The following is a 22,499-nucleotide window of genomic DNA, read 5'->3' as shown; positions in this document are numbered from 1 at the left end:
CGCCTGGGCCGCCGGGGCGCAATGCTCGCGCAGCGGTCGCGATCAGCTCTGCGCGGGCGCCATCTCGTGCGCGGACACCCCGACCAGGTGGGCCAGCTCCTCGACCTGGTCCTTGGCGTCGCCGAAGAGCATCGCGGTGTTCTCCCGGAAGAACAGCGGGTTCTGCACCCCGGCGTACCCGGTGGCCATCGAGCGCTTGAACACCACCACGTGCTTGGCCTCCCACACCTGCAGCACCGGCATGCCGGCGATCGGCGAGCCCGGATCCTCGGCGGCGGCCGGGTTGACCGTGTCGTTCGCGCCGATCACCAGCACCACGTCGGTGTCGGGGAAGTCGTCCTGGATCTCGTCCATCTCCAGCACGATGTCGTAGGGCACCCGGGCCTCGGCCAGCAGCACGTTCATGTGCCCGGGCAGCCGGCCGGCGACCGGGTGCACGGCGAACTTGACGTCCTTGCCCATGGCCCGCAGCTTGGCGGTCAGGTCGGCCACCGGGTACTGCGCCTTGGCCACCGCCATGCCGTAACCGGGGGCGATCACCACGGTCTGCGACTCGCGCAACAACTCGGCCAGGTCTCCGGTGGTGGTCTCGCGGTGCTCGCCGTAATCCTCATCGGACTTGCTCGACGATTTCACCTCGGTGCCGAAGCCGCCCAGGATGACCGCCGTGAACTTGCGGTTCATCGCCTTGCACATGATGTAGCTCAGGATCGCGCCGGAGGAGCCGACGAGGGCGCCGGTGATGATCAGCAGGTTGTTGCTGAGCATGAAGCCGGCGGCCGCGGCCGCCCAGCCCGAGTACGAGTTGAGCATCGAGACCACGACCGGCATGTCGCCGCCGCCGATCGCCGCGACCAGATGCAGGCCGAGCAGCAGCGCCACCACCGTCATGATCACCAGCGGGAGCAGGCTGGGCGCGGCCACGAACCAGGCCAGCAGGGCGGCGCTGATCACCAGCAGCAGCAGGTTGAGCAGGTTGCGGCCGGGCAGGGTCAACGGCGCCGACTTCATCTTCGCCGACAGCTTGAGGTAGGCGATGATCGAACCGGTGAAGGTGACCGCGCCGATGAACACTCCGAGGAAGACCTCGATCAGGTGCACGGCGTCGGCGTGCTCCTCGGTCAGGTAGGAGTTGAAGCCGACCAGCACGGCGGCCAGGCCGACGAAGCTGTGCAGGATCGCGATCATCTGCGGCATCTGGGTCATCTCGACCCGTCGGGCGGCGATGGTCCCGATCACCGCACCGATCAGCAGGGCACCGGCGATCAGCGCCGCGGTCACCGCGACGGCCTGCTCGGAGTTCAGCAGGGCCAGCAGGACCGTGGCGGCCAGGGCCAATGCCATGCCGATCTTGCCGGCCATGTTGCCGGCCTTGGCCGACTTCTGGTGGGCCAGGCCGGCCAGCGACAGGATGAACAGCACGCCCGCGATGACGTAGGCCGCCTGGACCAGGGAATACCAGCGCTCGTTGACCACGGTGTTCACGCGTCCTTCCGGAACATGGAGATCATCCGACCGGCGACGGCGAACCCACCGAAGATGTTGATCGAGGCGACCGTCGCGGCGATGAACGCCAGCACGACGACCAGCACGTTGGTACTGCCCAGCTGCAGCAGCGCGCCGACCAGGATGATCCCGGAGATGGCGTTGGTCTGGGCCATCAACGGGGTGTGCAGGGACGCCGAGACGTTGGTGATGACGTAGAAGCCGACGAACACGGCCAGGATGAAGACCGTGAAGTAACCCAGGAAGCTGGCCGGCGAGAACGTGATGGCCAGCCCGACCAGCACCGCGGCCACCCCGAACCAGGCGTAGAGGCGCTGCTGCTTGCGCTTGGCCTGCTCGGCCAGCTCGGCCGCGGTCGGCAGGTGCGGCTTCTCCGCGGCACTCACCTCGGCCGCCTTGGGCGCGGCCGAGACCTGCACCGGCGGCGGCGGCCACAGCACCTGGCCGTCGTGGGTGACGCTGATCGCCCGCTGGACCACGTCGTCCATGTCCAGCACGAGCTGCCCGTCCTTGCCCGGGGTGAGCAGGGTGAGCAGGTTGACGATGTTGGTGCCGTACAGCTGCGCGGTGTGCGCCGGCATCCGGCTGGTCAGGTCGGTGTAGCCGATGATCGTCACCCCGTTGTCGGTGACGACCTTCTCCCCCGGCACGGTGGCCTCGCAGTTGCCACCGCCGACCGCGGCCAGGTCCACGATGACGCTGCCGGGCTTCATCCCGGCGACCATCTCCGCGGTGATGGTGGTGGGAGCCCAGCCCCGGACGAGCGCCGTGGTGATGACGATGTCCGCCTTGGCCGACTCCTGCGCGTACATGCGCGCGGTCGCGGCCTCCTGATCCTCGGTCAGCTTCTGCGCGTACCCGTCGGCCGAGACCTGCTGCTGCGCGGCGGCGGCCTGCACGAAGGTCGCGCCCATCGACTCGATCTGCTCCCCGACCTCGGGACGCACGTCGAACGCGCGGACCTGAGCGCCCAGGCTCACCGCCGCACCGATGGCGGCCAGCCCGGCCACGCCGGCGCCGATGATGAACACGGTCGCCGGCTGTGTCTTGCCGGCCGCGGTGACCTGCCCGGCGAACATGCCGCCGTAGGCCTCGGCCGCCTCGATGACACCCCGGTACCCGGCGATGTTGCTCATCGTGGACAGCACGTCCATCGACTGGGCCCGGGAGATCCGCGGGATGGCCAGCAGGTTCAGGCCCGTGGCCCGCTTGGCCTGCAACGCCTCGATCAGCTCGGGGTGGTCATCCGGCGTCATCCGGGCAACCACCGTGCCACCCTCGGCCAGCCGGGCCACCTCGGCCGGGCTCGGCTCGTTGACCTTGGCGACGACGTCGGCCGACCAGACCTGCGCGGAGGTGCCGATGCTCGCCCCGGCCTGCACGAAGGCCTCGTCCGGGAACTTCGCCGCGACCCCGGCCCCGGCCTCGACGATGACGTCGTACCCGAGCGCGATCAGCTTGGCCGTCGTCTTCGGGGTGGCCGCGACGAGCGTCTCGCCGGGTTGTTCTTCCCTGGGTATTCCGATGCGCACCGACGCCTCTGCCTTCCATCGATCTGCCACGAGCGTTCCGACGCGGGCCTCGCCCGGCGGACGCATGCGCGGGCCCAAACCCCGATGCTGGTGGGAATCGGTCGGACCGTCTAGCGTGCGAGGCTCATGGCCCCGGGTGAGGGCAGCATGGAGCGGTCACACGCCGCCGCAGGACAATATCCAACCCGCACCCCGAAAGGGGAATCCACCCCTGCTTTTACCATCCACCGGACGGATCAGAACGGGCCGGAGGGGTACCCGGCGACCGTCCGGCGACGCTCCTGCGCGGCGGTCAACACCCGCACCGCACCGATCGCCGCGATCGCCGCCACCAAGGAGACGAGGGTCAACAGGATCGAGTTGCTGGTGTAACGGCGCACCTCCGCCAGCGTGTCCAGCTCCTGCCCCCAGGCCCGGTTGACGAAGCCGACGACCACCATCGCCACCCACATGATCCACCAGAAGCGCAGGGCTCCCTTGCCGGTCTTGTCGGGCGATCCCGGCGGCTTGGTCGCGGTCAGCGCATCCTGCGCGACCTGGAACGGGATCCAGAAGTTGACCACCGGCAGCCAGCCCCAGATGGCCGCGCCCTGACCCAGCCGCTGCGCGGCCGGCGCCCACAGCCCGGCGTTGCGGCGCAGCCGGAAGAACCAGACGACGAAGAGCACGGCGGTGGCCACCAGCACCACGTTCCAGACCATGGTGGCGGCGAAGACGAACTGGTCCGAGGCGTCGGCCTCGGCCAGGTCGATCGAGCGTGGGTTCGACCAGCGCTCGATCATCGCCCACTGCTCGGTCTCGGCCCACAGCCGGACGGCGCCGGCGACCAGCCCAAGGCCCAACATGATCTGCACGGCCAGTCCCAGCGTGCGGACACCCGCCGGTGTCCCGGCCGGTGCCCAGGACGCCGGGTACGGTTCGCCGCCGGAGGGCGGTTGGCCGGCCGCCGGGTGTCCGGGCCGCAAGCCCGGGTACGGGTACGGCTGGTCCGGCTGGTTCGCCGGCGGGTACGGCTGGTTCGGCGACGAATACGGCTGGTCCGGCGACAGATACGACTGGCCGGCGGACGGGTACGGGGGCGGCGGGTAGGGCGGCGGCGGGTAGGCCAGGCCGTTGTCGGAGACCGGCCTGAGCCGGGGGTCGGTCGCGTCCGCGTCGGCCGATCCCGGTGATTCCGGCTGCGGCCGGTCCTGCCTGCCGTCCACGGCGCGCCCCCTCGGTCGTCGATTCCGGTCCACCCTGCCATGCCGGGCACCCCGCCCGGGCGTCGATCGGGGCGTCGGCCGCAGGGACGTCAGCGGTCGGGCGCGGTCGCGTCGGCCAGGAAGGTCCGTGCGAAGGAGTCGCCGGTGAGGATGTCCTCCGGTCGGCCATCCCCGACCAGGCGCCCCGACCGCAGCAGCACGCACCGCGCGCTCCGGACCGCCGTCCGCACGTCGTGGGTGGCGACCACCACCGTCGACCCGCGGGCGACCTCCTGGTCCACCGCCGTGGAGATCCAGCCCCGGGCCGCCGCGTCCAGGCCGGCCTCGGGTTCGTCGAGCAGCAGCAGGCCGGCCCGTTGGGCCAGGGCCTGCGCCAGCAGTGCGCGCTGCCGTTGGCCGCCGGACAACGACGCCAGGCGGCGCCCCCGGATCTCGGTCAGACCCAGCCGTTCCATGGCCTCGTCGACCAGGGCACGGTCGCGGCGATCGAGCCGGTGCCAGGGACCGCGGACGGCCCACCGGCCCATGGCCACGGTGTCCCGGACGGTCAGCGGGAGCCGATCGGGCACGGCGCTGCGCTGCACGACGAACGCCACCCGGCCGGGGATCCCGTGGATCGAGCCGGCGGCCGGCGTCAGCACTCCGGCCATCAGGGACAGCACGGTGGACTTGCCCGATCCGTTCGGACCCAGCAGCGCCAGGAACTGGCCGGCGGGGACATCCAGGCTCAGCCCGTCGATCACCGGCCGGCGCCCGTACCCGAAGGTCACCGATTCGAGCCGGACCGACCCCACTGGATTCGTCTTCATTCTCATTATCGTTAGGGTACGGACCGTGTGGGTGATCACCGACCGATGTCCGTGGAGTTCATGCAGCGCGCCCTGTGCGGCGGCCTCGTCGTCGCCGCCCTGTGCGCGGTGACCGGAACCTGGGTGGTGTTGCGCGGCATGGCCTTTCTCGGGGAGGCGATGGCCCACGGCATGTTGCCCGGAGTGGCCGCCGCGGTCCTGCTGGGCCTGCCCGGACCGGCCGGGGCCATGGTCGCGGCCGGCGGCATGGCCGCCGGCATCGGCGTGGCCACCCGGCGCGGGCGGGTGTCGCAGGACACGGCGATCGGGCTGCTGTTCGTGGCCATGCTCGCGCTCGGGGTGATCATCGTCTCGGCGGTCCGGGCCTTCCCGGTCGACCTGAGCGGCATCCTGTTCGGCGACATCCTGGCCCTGCACTGGACGGACGTCGCCGTCACCGCCCTGGTCGCCGCCGCGACCATCGGGGTTCTCGCCCTGGCCCACCGGCCGTTGACCGCCCTGTCGTTCGATCCCCGGATCGCCCACACCCTGGGCCTGCGACCGCGGACGGCCGACGCGGTGCTGCTCGGCAGCCTCGCCGTCGCGATCGTGGCGTCCTATCAGTCGGTCGGGACATTGCTCGTGGTCGGCCTGATGGTGGCCCCGCCAGCGGCCGCCGCCGCGTGGGCCCGCAGCGTGACCACCATGATGGTGCTGGCCACCGCGATCGCCGGGATCAGCGTTCTGGTCGGACTTCTCGTCTCCTGGCACGCCTCATGGGCGGCCGGCGCCGCCATCGCCCTCACCGCGATCGCGGCCTTCGCCGTCTCCACCGGATTGCGGGCGGCCCGGGACCGCCGTCGTCGACGCTGATTTGGTAACGAGAACCGTTCTCAGTATGATCCGATGATCATGCCTGCCCTCGCCCCCGGCCGAATGCCGTCCCCTGCCGCACGATCCGCCCGTTGCACCACGGCCGTCGCTGCCACCGTCGCTGCCACCGTCCTGGCCGTCCTGCTCTCCGGCTGCACCGCGCCGGACCGTCCGACCGCCGGATCCTCGGCCGATGTCGTTGCCGACGCATCGGCCGGCGGCCCCACCACGACCCACGGCTACGTCGAGGGCGCCGAGGAACTCGCCGAACCCCGACTGAGCCTGGTCCTGGCCGACAGCCAGGGCACCCTCACCCTGTTCGACCTGCTCGACACGACGGCCGTCACCCTGCCGGCCGCGGGCACCCCGGTCGGTGCCATGGCCGGCGACGGGCGATTCGTCTACCCGACCCGGTCGGCCGGCAGCCGGGAAGCGGTCGAGATCGTCGACACCGGACGGTGGACCGTCGAGCACGGCGATCACGATCACTACTACCGCGCCGCCGAGCGGGTGGTGGGCACGGTCGACGGAGCCGGTCGCCCGGCGGTCCGGGTCGGCGACCGGCGGACCGCGATCGCCTTCCCCGACAGCGGTGAGATCGTGGTCCTCACCCACGACGAACTGGCCGCCGGCGCGCTCGGCACCCCGCTGCGCGTGCACTGGCGCCCGCACCCGGGCCTGCTCGCACTGCCGTTCGCCGGACACCTGCTGGTCACGGCACCGGACGAGACCGGGACCGCCTCGAGCGTGCAGGCCCTTGACGACCTGGGACAGCCGGTCGCCGCCGCGTCGGCGCCGTGCCCGCAGGCATCCGATGCGACGACCACCCGGGTGGGTGCGGTCGTCGCCTGCGCCGATGGGGCGGTGCTCGTCACCGCCGCGGACGGCACGCTGACCCTCGAGAAGATCCCCTATCCGGTCGGGATCGCGCCCCCGGCCCGCTCGCTCGACGGGCGGACCGGCCGACCCGTGCTGGCCGGGATTCCCGATCCGGCCGCCGATCCCGGGGCCGCCGGCGCCTGGCAGCTGGACACCCGGGGCCGGCAGTGGACATTCCGGCCCGGGCCGGGCCTGGTCGCGGTCAGCGCGGCTGGCGACCACTCCGGGCTGCTGGTCGCGGTCGACGCGACCGGTCGGATCCGGGCCTTCGGGCCCGACGGGGCTGATCTCGGGACCAGTGAGCCGCTCCTGGCCGCCTCGGTGGCCGACCCGGCCACCCGGTCGCAGATCCAGCTCGTCGTCGACGCGAACCGGGCCTACGTCTCCGGTCCCGCCGAAGGCATCGTCCTGGAGGTCGACTACCGCGACGGCGCCCGCATCGCGCGGACCTTCGACGGCCTGGATCCCCGCTTCCTGCAGCAGGTCGGCTGATGCGCACCCGCGTGCTGGCCGCCGCCCTGACCTCCATCCTGGGCGCCGTCCTGGGCGTGGCCGGCTGCGCGACGGCGGCCGGTTCGGACCGCCCCTCGGTCACCGTGACCACCACCATTCTCGGTGACGTGGTCAATGAGATCGTCGGTGACCAAGCCGATGTCGTAGTTCTGATGCCCGGCGGTGGGGATCCGCACTCATTCTCGATCTCCGCCCAGGAAGCGGCGCGCATGCGCCAGTCGGACCTGATCGTGTCCAACGGCCTCGGGCTGGAAGAGGGCGTCGCGACCCAGGTGCAGGCCGCGGCCGCGGACGGCACGCCCCAGTTCGTCGCCGGCGACCAGGCCGATCCGCTCACCTTCATCGCGGACGGCTCGTCGGGCCTGCCCGACCCCCACTTCTGGACCGACCCGGACCGCATGGTGCTGGTGCTGGACGCCCTCGACGACGCCCTGGCCGGGATCGAGGGCATCGACGCCGAGCAGCTCACCCAGCGGGCGGCGAAGTACCGCGCCGAGCTGGCGGCGCTGTCCGCCGAGATGGACACCTTCTTCGCCGCCATCCCGCCGGGCCGGCGGGCCCTGGTCACCAACCACCACGTCTTCGGCTACCTCGCCCAGCGCTTCGGCTTCGAGGTGGTCGGCGCCGTCATCCCCAGCGGGACCACCCTGGCCGCGCCCAGCGCCGCGGACCTGGCCGACCTGGCCGGCGCCATCCGGGACACCGGGGTGCCGGCGATCTTCGCCGACTCATCCCGGCCGGACCGGCTGGCCCAGGCGGTGGCCGAGGAAACCGGGTTGGACATCGAGGTCGTCCCGCTGTTCACCGAGTCGCTCTCGCCGCCCGGCGAAGGGGCCGGTACCTACTTGGACATGATGCGCACCAACACATCCCGGATCACCGCGGCGCTGACCCGGTGATCTGTGAGCAGTCCCATCCATCACCGAACGAAGGAAGCAGCATGAAATCCCCTCTCCGCGCCCGGGTCGCCACGGGTGCGCTCACGGCCACCGCCGCCCTGGTGCTGGCCGGTTGCGCATCCCCCCAGTCGGCGGCGCCGGCCGCCGCCGGCAACAGCAGCCGGTCGCCCTCGGCGCAACCCGCCGACGATCCCCGGATCACCCTGACCTACGACGGTGGACTGCTCATCCTGAACAGCGCCGACTTCTCGACGGTCGCCGACCTGCCCAAGGACGGCTTCCTGCGGGTGAATAGCGCCGGTGATGCCCAGGGCCACGTCATGGTGACCACCACCGACGGCTTCCAGGTCTTGGACACCGGCCTGACCACCGGGACCGCGCGGCTCACCGATGTTCTGTTCCCCGCGGCCGAGGCCGGCCACGTCACCCCGCACGCCGGCCGGACCGCGCTGTTCGCCGACGGGACCGGCAACATCACCCTGTTCGACACCGACTCGCTCACCGGCACGGGCCTGCCGCCGACCCAGACGGTCACCTCCCCCGCCGCCCACCACGGCGTCGCGATCCAACTGTCCGACGGCTCGTTGCTGGCGACGATCGGCACCAAGGACGGTCGCTCCGGGGTGCGGGTCCTGGACGCGACGACCACCAGCGAGATCGCCCGCAACGAGCAGTGCCCGGCCGTGCACGGGGAGGGTGCCCTCAAGGACGAGGTCGTCATGTTCGGCTGCGAGGACGGCGTCCTGCTCTACCGGAACGGTGCCTTCGTCAAGCTGGCGGCGCCCGACGCCTACGGTCGCACCGGCAACGCCTACGTCACCGAGACCAGCGCCGTCGCGGTGGGCGACTACCGCAACGACCCCGATCAGGAGGGTTACCTGCTGACCTCTCTGGTCTTCATCGACAGCGTCGCCCAGACCAGTACGGTCGTGCCGCTGCCGGCGGGCGCGTCCTACACCTGGCGCGGGGTCGACCGGGACGCGCAGGACAACGTGGTGGTGCTCAGCGCCGACGGCAACCTCTACCGGCTCGATCAGACCGGCGCCGTGCTCGACACCTGGCCGGTGATCGCACCCTGGACCGGTCCGGCCAAGTGGCAGGATCCGCACCCCGCGCTGTCCGTCGTCGGTGAGACCGCCTACATCACCGAGCCGGCCAAGAACCAGATCCTGGCGTTCGATCTGGCCACGGGGAAGACCACGGCGACCGGGACGCTCGCCCACACGCCGAACGAGATCGCCGTCGTCGGAAGCTGATCCGATCTGGCCCGAGCCCCGGCCGGACCCGTCACCAGACGGGGTCCGGCCGGGGCTGCCGGCACGTCGCCCCTCGGGACCATCGCCTCTGGATGATCACGCGCGCCCGAGCAACGGTGGAGGGTGTCCAGAACATCGGAGGAGTCATGCGCACGTACGTCATCACCGGATCGGCCTCGGGCATCGGCCTGGCCACGGCGACCATGCTGCACGCCCGGGGCGACGTGGTCATCGGGGTCGATCGGCACGATGCCGAGGTCGTCGCGGACCTGTCCACCGAGCAGGGCCGGCAGGACATGGTCCGGGCGGTGACCGAACGCACCGACGGGCACATCGACGCCGTGGTCGCCAACGCCGGACTGGCCACGCCCACCGCGGCCACCGTCGCGGTCAACTACTACGGCGCCGTGGCCACGCTGGAGGGGTTGCGCCCGCTGCTGCTGCGCTCGCCCAACCCACGGGCGGTGGCCACCGCGTCCATGGCCTCGCTGATGCCGGTCGACGAGCAGCTGGAACGCACCCTGCTGGACGGGACGCCGACCGACGCCCTGGAACTGGCCGGCAAACTGGAAGAGGCCGGCGGGCAGACGATCTACGCGACCACCAAGCGGGCGCTCGCCCGCTGGATCCGCCGGCACGCGGCGACCGCCGACTGGGCCGGCGCCGGCATCCCGCTCAACGCCATCGCCCCCGGGATCATCCGGACGCCGATGACGGCGCAGATGATCAGCACCCCCGAGGCGACGGCGAGCCTGCTCGAGCTGGTCCCGATGCCCCTGCACGGCGTGGCCGAGCCGGCCGCGTGCGCGTCCCTGATCGGCTGGCTGACCAGTCCGGAGAACACCCACCTGTGCGGTCAGGTCGTCTTCATCGACGGTGGCTCGGACGTGGTCCTGCGTGGCGACTCGGTCTGGTGAACCGGGTCAGCCGCCCGCGCGCCGGGTGAGCACGACACCGGCGGTCCCCAGCGCCAGGGTCAGGAGCAGCACCCCGGTGAGCACCTGAGCCAGATCGGCGCCCCCGTCGACGGCCTGGCTCGTGGCTTCCCCGGTCGCCGCGGCCGGCGTGGCGATGGCCGCGGTGGCGATCAGCGTCGGCACCGGGTGATCGGACGACGGGTCCGGGTCGGTCCAGGCGGTCTGCTGATCGCCGCAGTACTGGATCGACGGGAAGCTGACCGTGGCGCCGGGATCGGCGGTGATCCGGGCCGTCACCCGGACCGCGGCCTGCTGCCCGGTCGGCACGCCGGGACCGGAGAACTCGATCGTGGACGGCGCGACGGTCGCCGACCAGCCGGCGACATCGGTGATCGCGCCGGTGAACTCGACGCCCGGCCCGGCCGACACACTGACCCCGGTGGTGGCCGAATCGGGCGTACAGCTGTGGTTCCAGACCAGGGTGACCGTGCTCGTGCCGTCGCCGTTGGGCGTGGCCGAGTCGACGGCGACGTGCGCGGCGGCCGCCGGGGCCAGGGCGAGCAGGGTGAGCGCCACCAGCGCGATGAGGGCGGCGCCCCGGGTGAGGATCCGGCCGAGTCGACGGGTCATGGGATCTGCACCTCCGCCCGGGCGGTGGGTTCCTCGAATTCGGACGTGCGGACCGAGATCGCGATGGTCCACTGCCCGGACAGCGGCAGATCCAGCACGGCCTGGTACGCGCCGGGACCCGTGGCCGAGACCGGCCGGGTCAGCGGGCCGACCCCGGCGGCCGGCATGGTCACCGACACCTCGGGGTCCGACACCGGTGACACCGGCTGGCCGCCGGCGTCGACGACGGTGAACTCCAGCGAGTTGACCCCCGCGGTCGCCGGGGTGAGCCGCAGCCGGATCTGATCGTTGCCCAGCGCGACCGTCTGCTCCACCGGCGATCCGGTCGCCGCCGCGCTCGAACCGTCGGCCGCGGCCCCGGCGGAGGGCTCGGTCGGCGGCGTGGGGCTGGCATTGACCAGCCATCCGGTCACCGCGAGCACGGCCACCAGCAGGCCCGCCTCCACCGTCACCGACCGGCGCAGCCGCTGCCACCCCGCCTCGGCGGTCGGCCCGGCGACGATCGCCGGCGTCACCCGGAACCGGTTGTAGCCGGCCGTGGCCACGACCAGCCCGACCAGCCCGAGTTTGACCAGCAGCGCCTGGCCGTACCCGGTCTGCACCAGCGCCGACCACGAGCCCAGGATCCGCCAGGCCAGCAGCGTGCCGGTGACGGCGAGCAGCGCGACCAGCACCGCAGCCAGGGTGGAAAACCGGCTCAACGCGACCGCGGCCGCCTCGACCCGGCTGCGCGGCAGCGACCGGGTGGCGGTCAAGGTGCCGGCCGCGCCGCGGGCCGGTGCCGGGCGGCGGCCGGTGACCGCCCGACCGGTCGCGCGGACCAGGACGCCGAGTCCGACCAGCCCGCCCAGCCAGCCGGCGGCGACGGTCAGATGCACCAGGTCGGCGGTGAGCACCAGCGGCACCGGGCCGTACCCGCGGGTATGCCCGACGACCGCGAACGCCCCGATCGCCAGGCCGCACCCGGCCAGGGCGGCGCCGGCGCTGGCCGCGGTGCGCTGGTTGACCGCCCACGCGGCCTCCCAGGCCAGCAGCAGCCCGGCGCCGACGAGCACCAGCGTCAGTCCCGCGTCCCGCCCCAGTTGGGCGGTCCAGGCCGCGGGATCGGCCAATCCGGCCAGGGACTCGTAGCGCTGGCGCAGTTCGGTGAGCGGCAGCAGCAACAGAGCGGCCAGCACGCCGCCGCCCGCGGACCACGCCGACAGCCGGCGCAGGGTGGCCCGCACCCCGGCCTCACCCTGCCCACGCAGAACCAGCACGTCGAACGCGATCAGGCCGCAGGCGGCCAGCACGCCGAGGTAGGCGATGGCCTGCACGATCGCGCTGGCCACGCTGACGGCGAGATCGGACTGGGCGTCGGGCACGGCCACCGTGGCGGCGCTGCGCTGGCCCACCGCGAAGGTCAGCCCGCCGGCGATCGGATGGGAATCGGCCGAGATCACCCGCCAGGACACGATGACCGTCCCGGTGCCCAGACTCTGCGGGGTGATCACCACCCGGTTGTCGACGGCCTGGCTGGTGCTGGGCAGCTCGGTCCCGGCCGCGTCCAGCAGCCGGATGCCGCCGTCGTCGACCGCGACGGGTTCGCTGAAGGTCAGGGTGATGGCGGCCGGCGCGGTCGGCAGCAGGGCCCCGTCGGCCGGGTCGGTGCCGATCAGCTCGGCGTGCGCCCAGGCCGGCGCGGAGCCGGCCAGCAGGAAGGCCAGCGCGGCCGCGGCCACCAGGACGGCCCGGACCAGCGCCCGTCCTGGTGACCGCGGCCCCAGTTGCTGGATCACGCGCGCCGCGAACGCGCCAGGGCAATCCCGCCGACGACCAGCCCCAGCACGCCCGCAACCAGACCGGCGATCGCCACCGGGCTGGTCGAGCTGGACTCGGTGGCCGCCGCCGTCGCGACCTCGGCGCTACTGGTCGGCACGGCCGAGGCACTGGCCGGGGCGGTGGTGACCGCCGGCCCGTCATCGTCACCGTTGCCGGCGGCCGGGGTGACCACGAACGCCGGCGCCGGATGGTCGGGCTCGGCCTGACCCTCGACCGTGGGTTCGATCCAGGCGGTCTCCCCCACCTCGCAGGTCTGGATGGTCGGGAAGCTCAGCGTCTGCCCGACCGCGTCGGGGACCTGCAGGGACAGCACCAACGCGTCCCGGTACCCGTCGGGCAGCGGGGTCTTGGCGGTGTAGACGACCTGGTCGACCCGCTCGGTGACCTGGTTGCCGTGGCTGTCGGTGACGGCCGGGTTCAGCGGCACCATCACCTTCTGCACGTCCCAGTTCGGGTTGACGGTCGGGGTGACGGCGGTGATCTGCTCCGGGATCTTGATCGCGACCTTGGTGGTCGGCGAGCCGGCGCAGCCGTGCGGGACGCCGAAGGTCAGCAGGGCGTAGGACCCGGCGGCGGTCGTGTTCGGGCTGACCGACACGTGCGCGCTGGCGGCCAGCGCGCCGCCCAGGGACAGGGCGCACACGCCGGCGACGACCACGGCGGAACGCAGGATGGACTTGCTCACGGCAAAACTCCTCGAAAGGCGAAAGGGATTGGCTCGATGTCGTCCGCGGGCTCCCTGGACGCGCTCGCGCAGCCCACTATCGCCGCCCCGCGCGGGCGGGACGGCGAGGACAGGCCGGGTGCGTCAGGAGCTCAGCAGCAACGGCGGGCCACGCCGTGGGGCGCTGTGGCGCAGTTCGGCCGCCACAGCCACCCAGGCCGGGCGCGCGCGGACCGGGCCGGCGACCCGCCGGACCGCCGGCGGAGCCGGCCGGGGCGGCCGCGGCAGCGCGCAGCGGCCCAGGTAGGCCGCCCGCAGCAGCCGATCGACCAGCACGACCAGCGCGGCAGCCACCAGCCCGGCGGCCAGGTGCGCGGCCAGCATCGCGACCGACCCGGGCGCGCCGGCCGCGCTCAGGTCCGCCGCGTGCGCGTCATGGACGCCGGCGGAGCCACCGGACAGCACGCCGAACGCCGGATGCAGGGCCCCCTGCGTCGCGGTCAGCAACGGGACCAGGGCGGCCGGCGAGCGCCAGCGCAGCAGGATCGGCAGGGCGACCACCGCGGACAGCCCGGTCAGCAGGGCGAGCGCGCCCCCCGTGGGCACCGCCCCGCCGGCGGCGCCGTGCGCGGCCACGCTGAACCCGACGGTGATCACCGCCAGCAGCACGGCCCGGACGGCCTGCCACGGCAGCCCCCGCCCGATTGGCCCGATCACCCGCCCAGGCTATCGGGCCCCGGCCGGCCGGTGCGCCACCGCCCGCCGCGCCGGACGCCGACCGGAGACACCGGCCGGACCAGCGGCCGGGGATGCGAAAGGCCCGGCCCCCCGAAGGGAGCCGGGCCTGTCGTGACGTGCTCAGCGCCGGTGTCGATCACCGGCCGGGACCACCGCTCAGCGGTAGTCGCGGCCCAGATCGAAGTCGTCCAGCGGCACCGCGGCACCGGTGGCGACCCCGAAGGTGTCGGCCCCGTAGTAGGTGTCGTCGAACGAGGGCAGCGTGTAGGCGGCCGCGCGGGCCTCCTCGGTCGGCTGCACCTGGATGTCCCGGTACCGGGCGATGCCGGTGCCGGCCGGGATCAGCTTGCCGATGATCACGTTCTCCTTCAGGCCCACGAGCTTGTCCGACTTGGCGTTGATTGCCGCGTCGGTGAGCACCCGGGTGGTCTCCTGGAAGGAGGCCGCCGACAGCCAGGACTCGGTGGCCAGCGACGCCTTGGTGATGCCCATGAGCGCGGGACGCCCGGCCGCGGGCTCGCCACCCTCGGCCAGCACGCGACGGTTGGACGCCTCGAACTCCTTGCGCTCGATCACCGCACCCGGCAGGAACTCGGTCGAGCCGGAGTCGATGATCGTGACCCGCCGCAGCATCTGCCGGATGATCACCTCGATGTGCTTGTCGTGGATGCCCACGCCCTGCGAGCGGTACACGTTCTGCACCTCTCGCACCAGGTGCAGCTGCACCTCGCGCTGGCCCATGACCCGCAGCACCTCATGCGGATCCGGGTTGCCCTCGAGCAGCTGCTGGCCGACCGACACGTGATCGCCGTCCACCAGCAGACGCTCGGAGCCGTCGACGGTCATCGTCGCGAGCCGCTGCGTCTTGGGCAGCTTCTCGTACACGATCTCCTCCGACCCGTCGTCCGGGGTGACGATGATCTTGAAGAACTTGTCGGCGTCCTCGATCCGGATCCGGCCGGCGGCGTCGGCGATCGGCGCCTTGCCCTTGGGGACCCGGGCCTCGAACAGCTCCTGCACACGCGGCAGACCCTGGGTGATGTCGGAGGAACCCGACGCCGCCCCGGTGTGGAAGGTCCGCATGGTCAGCTGCGTGCCGGGCTCACCGATGGACTGCGCGGCCACGATGCCGACGGCCTCGCCCACGTCCACCAGGTTGCCGGTGGCCAACGAGCGGCCGTAGCAGACCGCACAGGTGCCGATGGCCGCCTCGCAGGTCAGCACGGAACGGACCTTGGCCAGGGTGATCCCGGCGTTGACCGCGTCCCGCACGTGGTGCTCGCGCATGTCCGTACCGGCCGGCACGACGACCGTGCCGTCCTCGGCGACCAGGTCACCGGCCAGCACCCGACCCTGCACCGAGGTCTCGATGAACTCGTTGATGTGCAGGCTGCCGTCGGCGTACCGATCGGCCATCGGCAGGGTGACGCCACGCTCGGTGCCACAGTCGGTCTCGCGCACGATGACGTCCTGCGACACGTCGACCAGACGACGGGTCAGGTAGCCCGACTCCGCCGTTCGCAGCGCGGTGTCGGCCAGACCCTTACGGGCCGAGTGGGTGTTGATGAAGTACTCCAGCACCGACAGGCCCTCGCGGAACGAGGAGCGAATCGGCCGCGGGATCTGCTGACCCTTGGAGTTGGCCACCACACCCTTCATGCCGGCCAGCGACCGGACCTGGATCCAGTTACCGGCGGCGCCGGCGTTCACCAGGGTGGACACCGGGTTGTCGGCCGGGTACGCCGGAGGCAGCGCCTCCTCGATCTCCCGGGTGGCCGCCTCCCAGATCTTGACCAGGTCGTCGTTGCGCTCCTCGTGGGAGAGGTTGCCCCGCTGGTAGGCCTTCTCGACCCGCTCCGCCTCGATCTCGTGACGGAGCAGGATCTCTTCCTTCTCCGGCGGGATGATGACGTCACCGATGGCCACCGTCATGCCCGAGCGGGTCGCCCAGTGGAAGCCCGCCTCCTTCAGGCGGTCCAGCACCTGCGCCACCACGGACATCGGGTAGTGCTCGGCCAGATCGTTGACGATGACGGCCTGCCGCTTCTTGGGCAGCTCCTCGTTCACGAACGGGTACCCGTCGGGCAGCAGCTCGTTGAACAGGACCCGGCCCAGCGTGGTCTCGGCCAGCCAGGGCTGGCCCGCCTCGTAGTCCTCTCCCAGCGCAGCCAGGGTGTCCTTCGACGGCTTGACCGAACCGGGCAGCCGCACCTTGATCGGCGCGCGCAGATCGATCAGTCCGGCGTCCAGCGCCATGATCCCCTCGGCGGGCGAGGAGAACACCGAGCCGGCCCCCTTGGCCTCCGGCTTGTACCCACACAGGTAGTACAGGCCGGTCACCAGGTCCAGCGAGGGCATGGCCAGCGGCCGGCCCGAACCCGGGGACAGGATGTTGTTGCTCGAGAGCATCAGCACGCGAGCCTCGGCCTGCGCCTCGGACGACAGCGGCACGTGCACGGCCATCTGGTCGCCGTCGAAGTCGGCGTTGAACGCGGCACAGACCAGCGGGTGCAGCTGGATGGCCTTGCCTTCCACCAGCTGCGGCTCGAAGGCCTGGATGCCCAGGCGGTGCAGGGTCGGCGCCCGGTTCAGCATCACCGGGTGCGCGGAGATGACCTCTTCCAGGACGTCCCACACCTGCGGCCGCTGCCGCTCGACCATGCGCTTGGCCGACTTGATGTTCTGCGCGTGGTTCAGGTCGACCAGGCGCTTCATCACGAACGGCTTGAACAGCTCGAGCGCCATCAGCTTGGGCAGACCGCACTGGTGCAGCTTGAGCTGCGGGCCGACCACGATGACCGAACGGCCCGAGTAGTCGACACGCTTGCCCAGCAGGTTCTGGCGGAACCGGCCCTGCTTGCCCTTGAGCAGATCGGACAGCGACTTGAGCGGGCGGTTGCCCGGCCCGGTGACCGGACGGCCACGGCGGCCGTTGTCGAACAACGCGTCGACGGCCTCCTGCAGCATCCGCTTCTCGTTGTTGACGATGATCTCGGGCGCGCCCAGATCGATCAGTCGCTTGAGCCGGTTGTTCCGGTTGATCACGCGCCGGTACAGGTCGTTGAGGTCGGAGGTGGCGAACCGGCCACCGTCCAGCTGCACCATCGGCCGCAGCTCCGGCGGGATCACCGGCACGCAGTCCAGCACCATGCCCAGCGGCGAGTTCTGCGTCATCTGGAACGCCGCGACGACCTTGAGCCGCTTGATCGCGCGGATCTTGCGCTGGCCCTTGCCGTTCTTGATGGTGTCGCGCAGGATCTCGACCTCGGCGTCGATGTCGAAGTCCGAGATGATCTGCTTGAGCGCCTCGGCCCCCATGCCGCCGGTGAAGTAGTCGCCGAAGCGGTCCTCCAGCTCGCGGTAGAGCACCTCGTCGACGATCAGCTGGCGCACCGAGAGCTTGCGGAACAGGTCGAGCACCTCGTCGAGGCGGTCGATGGCCCGCTGCGCACGGTCGCGGATCTGCCGCTGCTCGCGCTCGCCGCCCTCGCGCACCTTGCGGCGCACGTCGGACTTGGCGCCCTCGGCCTCCAGCTCGGCCAGGTCGGCCTCGAGCTTCTTGGCCCGGGCGTCGATGTCGGCGTCCCGCGCGTTCTCCAGGTTCTTGCGCTCGACGCCCATCTCGGCCTCGATGGTCGGCAGGTCATTGTGCCGAGCCGTCTCGTCGACCGCGGTGATCAGGTAGGCCGCGAAGTAGATGATCTTCTCGAGATCCTTCGGGGCCAGGTCGAGCAGGTAGCCCAAGCGCGACGGGACGCCCTTGAAGTACCAGATATGGGTGACCGGTGCGGCCAGCTCGATGTGGCCCATCCGCTCGCGACGCACCTTGGCGCGGGTGACCTCGACGCCGCAGCGCTCGCAGATGATGCCCTTGAAGCGGACACGCTTGTACTTGCCGCAGGCGCACTCCCAGTCCCGGGTCGGCCCGAAGATCTTCTCGCAGAAGAGCCCGTCCTTTTCCGGCTTGAGCGTGCGGTAATTGATGGTTTCCGGCTTCTTGACCTCGCCGTGGGACCACGCGCGGATGTCGTCGGCGGTGGCGAGACCGATACGCAACTCGTCGAAGAAGTTGACGTCGAGCACTGGTGGCACGTCCCTGTCTGTGTCAGTAATGCGGGCGATTCCGGACGAGCCGGCAGCAACTGCCGGTCGGCGCCTGGAACCAAGGGGTGGAAGAGGGAACCTGCGGGGACGGGGCTCGCGGGAGGTGAGTCCCGCCCCCGCAGGAGGCTTCCGGTTAGTTCACCAAGTCGTCGACCGAGGCCGACTCGTTGCGCGACAGGTTGATTCCGAGGTTGGCCGCGGCGCGCTCGAGATCGTCATCGTCAGAATCACGCATCTCGATCGCGACGCCATCGCTGGAGAGCACCTCGACGTTCAGGCACAGGGCCTGAAGCTCCTTGAGCAACACCTTGAACGACTCCGGGATTCCCGGCTCGGGGATGTTCTCGCCCTTGACGATGGCCTCGTAGACCTTGACCCGGCCCACGATGTCGTCGGACTTGATGGTGAGCAGTTCCTGCAGGGTGTACGCAGCCCCGTAGGCCTGCATCGCCCAGCACTCCATCTCACCGAAGCGCTGCCCACCGAACTGCGCCTTACCACCCAGCGGCTGCTGCGTGATCATCGAGTACGGACCGGTCGAACGGGCGTGGATCTTGTCGTCGACCAGGTGCAGCAGCTTGATGATGTACATGTAGCCGACCGCGACCGGGTACGGGAACGGCTCGCCGGTGCGTCCGTCGAACAGGGTCGCCTTGCCATCGGTGTGAACCAGGCGTTCGCCGTCCCGGGTCGGGGTCGTCGAACCGAGCAGGCCCATGATCTCGTCCTCGGAGGCCCCGGAGAACACCGGCGTGGCGGTCTTGGTCCACGGCCCGGCCTCCCGGGTCTGCTCGGACAGGTTCTTGGCCCAGCCCGGCTCGCCCTCGACCTGCCAGCCCTGGGAGGCCACCCACCCGAGGTGGGTCTCCAGGATCTGACCGATGTTCATCCGTCGAGGCACACCGTGCGGGTTGAGCACGATGTCGACCGGGGTGCCGTCGGGCAGGAAGGGCATGTCCTCGACGGGCAGGATCTTGCCGATGACGCCCTTGTTGCCGTGGCGTCCGGCCAGCTTGTCGCCGTCCTGGATCTTGCGCTTCTGGGCCACGTACACCCGGACCAGCTCGTTGACGCCCGGGGGCAGCTCGGCGCCGTCGTCGTCCCGGTTGAACACCCGGATGCCGATGACCTTGCCGGTCTCGCCGTGCGGCACCTTCAGCGAGGTGTCGCGGACCTCACGCGCCTTCTCGCCGAAGATCGCGCGCAGCAGCCGCTCCTCCGGGGTCAGCTCGGTCTCGCCCTTGGGCGTGACCTTGCCGACCAGGATGTCGCCGTCCTGCACCTCGGCGCCGACGCGGACGATGCCGCGCTCGTCGAGGTCGGCCAGCACCTCCTCGGAGACGTTCGGGATGTCCCGGGTGATCTCCTCAGGGCCCAGCTTGGTGTCGCGGGCATCGATCTCGTGCTCCTCGATGTGGATCGAGGTCAGCACATCGTCCTGGACGATGCGCTGGGACAGGATGATCGCGTCCTCGTAGTTGTGGCCCTCCCACGGCATGAAGGCGACGAGCAGGTTCTTGCCCAGCGCCATCTCGCCGCCGTCGGTGCACGGCCCGTCGGCGATGACGTCGCCGGCTTCGACCCTCGCCCCTTCATCCACGATCGGCTTCTGGTTGAAGCTGGTGCCCTGGTTCGACCGGCGGAACTTGTTCAGCCGGTAGGTGCGGTGGGTGCCGTCGTCGTTCATCACCGAGATGTAGTCGGCGGTGGCCTCTTCGACCACACCCGACTTCTCGGCGATGAGCACGTCGCCGGCGTCCTTGGCCGCGCGGGCCTCCATGCCGGTGCCGACCAGCGGCGCCTCCGAGCGCAGCAACGGCACGGACTGCCGCTGCATGTTGGCGCCCATCAGGGCCCGGTTGGCCTCGTCGTGCTCCAGGAACGGGATCATCGCGGTCGCGACCGAGACGGTCTGCCGCGGCGAGACGTCCATGTACTCGACCTCGGCCGGCGGGACCTGGTCGACCTCGCCGGAGCCCTTCCGCCGGACCAGCACCCGGTTCTCGGTGAACCGCCCGTCGTTGTCCAGCTTGGCGCTGGCCTGGGCGATGATGAACCGGTCCTCCTCGTCGGCGGTCAGGTACTCGATCTGATCCGTCGCGACGCCGTCGATCACCTTGCGGTACGGCGTCTCGATGAAGCCGAACGGGTTCACCCGGGCGAAGGTCGACAGCGAGCCGATGAGGCCGATGTTCGGGCCTTCCGGGGTCTCGATCGGGCACATCCGGCCGTAGTGGGACGGGTGCACGTCGCGGACCTCGAGCGAGGCGCGATCCCGGGACAGACCGCCCGGACCCAGCGCGGACAGCCGCCGCTTGTGGGTCAGGCCCGCGAGCGGGTTGGTCTGGTCCATGAACTGCGAGAGCTGGCTGGTGCCGAAGAACTCCTTGATGGAGGCGACGACCGGCCGGATGTTGATCAGGGTCTGCGGCGTGATCGCCTCGACGTCCTGAGTGGTCATCCGCTCCCGGACGACGCGCTCCATGCGGGACAGGCCGACCCGGATCTGGTTCTGGATCAGCTCACCCACGGTGCGCAGCCGGCGGTTGCCGAAGTGGTCGATGTCGTCGGTCTCGACCGGGTAGACCCGACCGTTCTTGGTCCACTCGGCATCGCCCTGGTGCAGGCGCAGCAGGTACTCGACGATCGAGAGCAGGTCGTCCTCGGTGAGGGTGCCCACGCTGGTCGGCTGATTGACGCCCAGCTTCTTGTTCATCTTGTACCGGCCGACCTTGGCCAGGTCGTAGCGCTTGTCCTTGAAGAACAGGTTGTCCAGCAGGGCCTGCGCGCTCTCCTTGGTCGGCGGCTCGCCCGGACGCAGCTTGCGGTAGATGTCCAGCAGCGCCTCGTCCTGGCCGGCGATGTGGTCCTTCTCCAGGGTCGCCAGCAGCACCGGCGACCAGGAGAAGTGCTCCCGGATCCGCTCGGTGTCCCAGCCCAGCGCCTTGAGCAGCACGGAGACCGGCTGCCGCCGCTTGCGGTCGATGCGCACACCGATGGTGTCGCGCTTGTCCACGTCGAACTCGAGCCAGGCACCCCGCGAGGGGATGACCTTGCAGCTGAAGACGTCCTTACCCGCGGTCTTGTCCAGCGACTTGTCGAAGTAGACGCCGGGCGAACGCACCAGCTGGGACACCACGACCCGCTCGGTGCCGTTGATGATGAACGTGCCCTTGCTGGTCATCATGGGGAAGTCACCCATGAAGACGGTCTGCGACTTGATCTCGCCGGTCTCGCCGTTCATGAACTCGGCGGTGACGAACAGCGGGGCCGAGTAGGTCATGTCCTTGTCCCGGCACTCCTCCTCGTTCGCCTTGACCTCGTCGAAGCGCGGGTCGGAGAAGGACAGCGACAGGTTGCCGGAGAAGTCCTCGATCGGGGAGATCTCCTCCAGGATCTCGTCGAGCCCGCTGGGCGTCGGCTCGTCCTGGCGGGCACGCCAGTCGGCGCCGCCGACGAGCCAGGCGAACGAGTCGGTCTGCAGAGCGAGGAGATTGGGTACTTCCAGTGGTTCGCGGAGCTTGGCGAAGGAGACCCGGTTGGGGCTGCTTGCGGTGGACCTGGACGTGCTGGTGACTGCCAAGATTCGTCCTTTCGAGGACAAACACTGTGTGGATTACTCGCTGACGCGCGGTTCCGCCCATACGCCGAGCGGCCGGAACCAAGGTGGTGTGCTGGTCGTGGTTGTCGTGGATGGTCAGGACATGGCCGACCCGCCGGGTGTCAGCCCAGGTCAGACGGTGTTCCGCGGACGAGCGTTCGCTCGCGACGAGGACCGGCTGGATCCCGGGCAGCACAAAGAGGGCAGCGCAAACAAGTAGCTTACCACCAGAAGGCACGCCTGTCCAGACGTCTCCTTCTGGCCTCACGTCCCGGCGAGGAGCGCTCAATCTTGAGCACCGAACCTTCGAGCCGGCGGACGTGGAGTCCGAAGGACGCGACCCGCTATATGGCCGACGTCGATGACTAGCCTGGCCCCAGGACCGGCATCCGTCAAGCATCCGGCGCCGATTCGACCCGGCCGCGTCCGGCCGGCTCGGCCGCGGCCGGGCCGCTCGTCCCCTGCTCGACTCCCCTCACCTCCCGAACCGAACACGGCCGTCCGGAGGATCGACCCCGGGCGGCCGCACGGTCGGACCAATCCGACAAACCGGGTCGACCAGACGTCAATCGC

16 protein-coding genes are annotated in these 22,499 nt (G+C 70.9%); 6 read left to right on the top strand and 10 right to left on the bottom strand.

Annotated elements, in window-relative coordinates; genetic code table 11:
• Window positions 1-42 precede the first annotated feature (42 nt).
• The 4 genes from pntB to aztA all read right to left on the bottom strand — a co-directional run bounded on the left by pntB (window position 43) and on the right by aztA (window position 5,052).
• Window positions 43-1,485: a Re/Si-specific NAD(P)(+) transhydrogenase subunit beta gene (pntB, locus tag NAMU_RS05385; RefSeq protein ID WP_015746399.1), complete on the bottom strand. Its 1,443-nt coding sequence runs from the start codon at window positions 1,483-1,485 to the stop codon at window positions 43-45.
• The gene (locus NAMU_RS05380; RefSeq protein WP_015746398.1) at window positions 1,482-3,038 is read right to left on the bottom strand and encodes a Re/Si-specific NAD(P)(+) transhydrogenase subunit alpha; all 1,557 of its coding nucleotides are present in this window, start codon (window positions 3,036-3,038) and stop codon (window positions 1,482-1,484) included. The genes pntB and NAMU_RS05380 overlap by 4 nt, the downstream gene beginning before the upstream one ends.
• A gap of 236 nt (window positions 3,039-3,274) precedes the next feature.
• A complete protein-coding gene (locus tag NAMU_RS05375) occupies window positions 3,275-4,243 on the bottom strand; it encodes a DUF4328 domain-containing protein (RefSeq protein ID WP_015746397.1) in 969 nt (322 codons plus the stop codon).
• An 89-nt stretch (window positions 4,244-4,332) separates the two neighbouring features.
• Complete coding sequence (aztA, locus tag NAMU_RS05370; protein ID WP_138179968.1) at window positions 4,333-5,052, bottom strand: zinc ABC transporter ATP-binding protein AztA; 720 nt, start codon at window positions 5,050-5,052, stop codon at window positions 4,333-4,335.
• Window positions 5,053-5,097: 45 nt separating this feature from the next.
• Here aztA and aztB point away from each other — a divergent pair, with 45 nt between their 5' ends.
• From aztB to NAMU_RS05345, 5 genes are all read left to right on the top strand, one after another.
• On the top strand, window positions 5,098-5,904 hold the full coding sequence (aztB, locus tag NAMU_RS05365; RefSeq protein ID WP_041368462.1) for a zinc ABC transporter permease AztB: 807 nt from the start codon (window positions 5,098-5,100) through the stop codon (window positions 5,902-5,904).
• A gap of 33 nt (window positions 5,905-5,937) precedes the next feature.
• Window positions 5,938-7,275 (top strand): hypothetical protein, encoded by a 1,338-nt coding sequence (locus NAMU_RS05360; protein WP_015746394.1) that lies wholly within the window; start codon window positions 5,938-5,940, stop codon window positions 7,273-7,275.
• On the top strand, window positions 7,275-8,195 hold the full coding sequence (gene aztC / locus NAMU_RS05355; protein WP_015746393.1) for a zinc ABC transporter substrate-binding protein AztC: 921 nt from the start codon (window positions 7,275-7,277) through the stop codon (window positions 8,193-8,195). Before NAMU_RS05360 ends, aztC begins: the two co-directional genes overlap by 1 nt.
• Window positions 8,196-8,236: 41 nt before the next feature.
• Window positions 8,237-9,451, top strand: coding sequence for a hypothetical protein (locus NAMU_RS05350; protein WP_015746392.1), 1,215 nt, complete (start codon window positions 8,237-8,239; stop codon window positions 9,449-9,451).
• Window positions 9,452-9,597: 146 nt separating this feature from the next.
• Window positions 9,598-10,368, top strand: coding sequence for an SDR family oxidoreductase (locus NAMU_RS05345; RefSeq protein WP_015746391.1), 771 nt, complete (start codon window positions 9,598-9,600; stop codon window positions 10,366-10,368).
• 6 nt (window positions 10,369-10,374) lie between these two features.
• On the opposite strand, the gene NAMU_RS05340 is transcribed toward NAMU_RS05345, so the two are convergent.
• The 6 genes from NAMU_RS05340 to rpoB all read right to left on the bottom strand — a co-directional run bounded on the left by NAMU_RS05340 (window position 10,375) and on the right by rpoB (window position 21,908).
• Window positions 10,375-10,998, bottom strand: coding sequence for a DUF1775 domain-containing protein (locus NAMU_RS05340; protein ID WP_015746390.1), 624 nt, complete (start codon window positions 10,996-10,998; stop codon window positions 10,375-10,377).
• Window positions 10,995-12,776 carry a copper resistance CopC/CopD family protein gene (locus NAMU_RS05335; RefSeq protein WP_015746389.1) on the bottom strand — a complete coding sequence of 594 codons (1,782 nt, stop codon included), beginning with the start codon at window positions 12,774-12,776 and terminating at the stop codon, window positions 10,995-10,997. Before NAMU_RS05335 ends, NAMU_RS05340 begins: the two co-directional genes overlap by 4 nt.
• Window positions 12,773-13,504, bottom strand: a complete 732-nt coding sequence (locus tag NAMU_RS05330; RefSeq protein ID WP_015746388.1) for a YcnI family copper-binding membrane protein — start codon at window positions 13,502-13,504, stop codon at window positions 12,773-12,775. Before NAMU_RS05330 ends, NAMU_RS05335 begins: the two co-directional genes overlap by 4 nt.
• A 123-nt stretch (window positions 13,505-13,627) precedes the next feature.
• Window positions 13,628-14,200, bottom strand: coding sequence for a hypothetical protein (locus NAMU_RS05325; protein WP_015746387.1), 573 nt, complete (start codon window positions 14,198-14,200; stop codon window positions 13,628-13,630).
• Window positions 14,201-14,377: 177 nt separating this feature from the next.
• Window positions 14,378-18,304 (bottom strand): DNA-directed RNA polymerase subunit beta', encoded by a 3,927-nt coding sequence (locus tag NAMU_RS05320; protein ID WP_015746386.1) that lies wholly within the window; start codon window positions 18,302-18,304, stop codon window positions 14,378-14,380.
• A 154-nt stretch (window positions 18,305-18,458) separates the two neighbouring features.
• Entirely contained in the window at window positions 18,459-21,908 is a 3,450-nt protein-coding gene (rpoB, locus tag NAMU_RS05315; RefSeq protein ID WP_015746385.1) for a DNA-directed RNA polymerase subunit beta, read from the bottom strand.
• Between rpoB and NAMU_RS29085 the strand changes: the two genes are divergently transcribed.
• A complete protein-coding gene (locus tag NAMU_RS29085) occupies window positions 21,898-22,146 on the top strand; it encodes a hypothetical protein (RefSeq protein ID WP_148234214.1) in 249 nt (82 codons plus the stop codon). The two genes, rpoB and NAMU_RS29085, sit on opposite strands and share 11 nt — an antisense overlap.
• Window positions 22,147-22,499: the final 353 nt, after the last annotated feature.

It is taken from the genome of Nakamurella multipartita DSM 44233, from assembly GCF_000024365.1.
Taxonomy (GTDB): domain Bacteria; phylum Actinomycetota; class Actinomycetes; order Mycobacteriales; family Nakamurellaceae; genus Nakamurella; species Nakamurella multipartita.
This window is presented reverse-complemented; position numbering and strand designations above follow the sequence as displayed.

Bases quoted from the DNA above. Each gene is read 5' to 3' on its own strand.
- aztB (WP_041368462.1), top strand. From the start codon at position 5,098: ATGTCCGTGGAGTTCATGCAGCGCGCCCTGTGCGGCGGCCTCGTCGTC.
- NAMU_RS05340 (WP_015746390.1), bottom strand. From the start codon at position 10,998: ATGACCCGTCGACTCGGCCGGATCCTCACCCGGGGCGCCGCCCTCATC.
- NAMU_RS05350 (WP_015746392.1), top strand. From the start codon at position 8,237: ATGAAATCCCCTCTCCGCGCCCGGGTCGCCACGGGTGCGCTCACGGCC.
- NAMU_RS05345 (WP_015746391.1), top strand. From the start codon at position 9,598: ATGCGCACGTACGTCATCACCGGATCGGCCTCGGGCATCGGCCTGGCC.
- aztA (WP_138179968.1), bottom strand. From the start codon at position 5,052: ATGAAGACGAATCCAGTGGGGTCGGTCCGGCTCGAATCGGTGACCTTC.
- NAMU_RS05360 (WP_015746394.1), top strand. From the start codon at position 5,938: ATGATCATGCCTGCCCTCGCCCCCGGCCGAATGCCGTCCCCTGCCGCA.
- aztC (WP_015746393.1), top strand. From the start codon at position 7,275: ATGCGCACCCGCGTGCTGGCCGCCGCCCTGACCTCCATCCTGGGCGCC.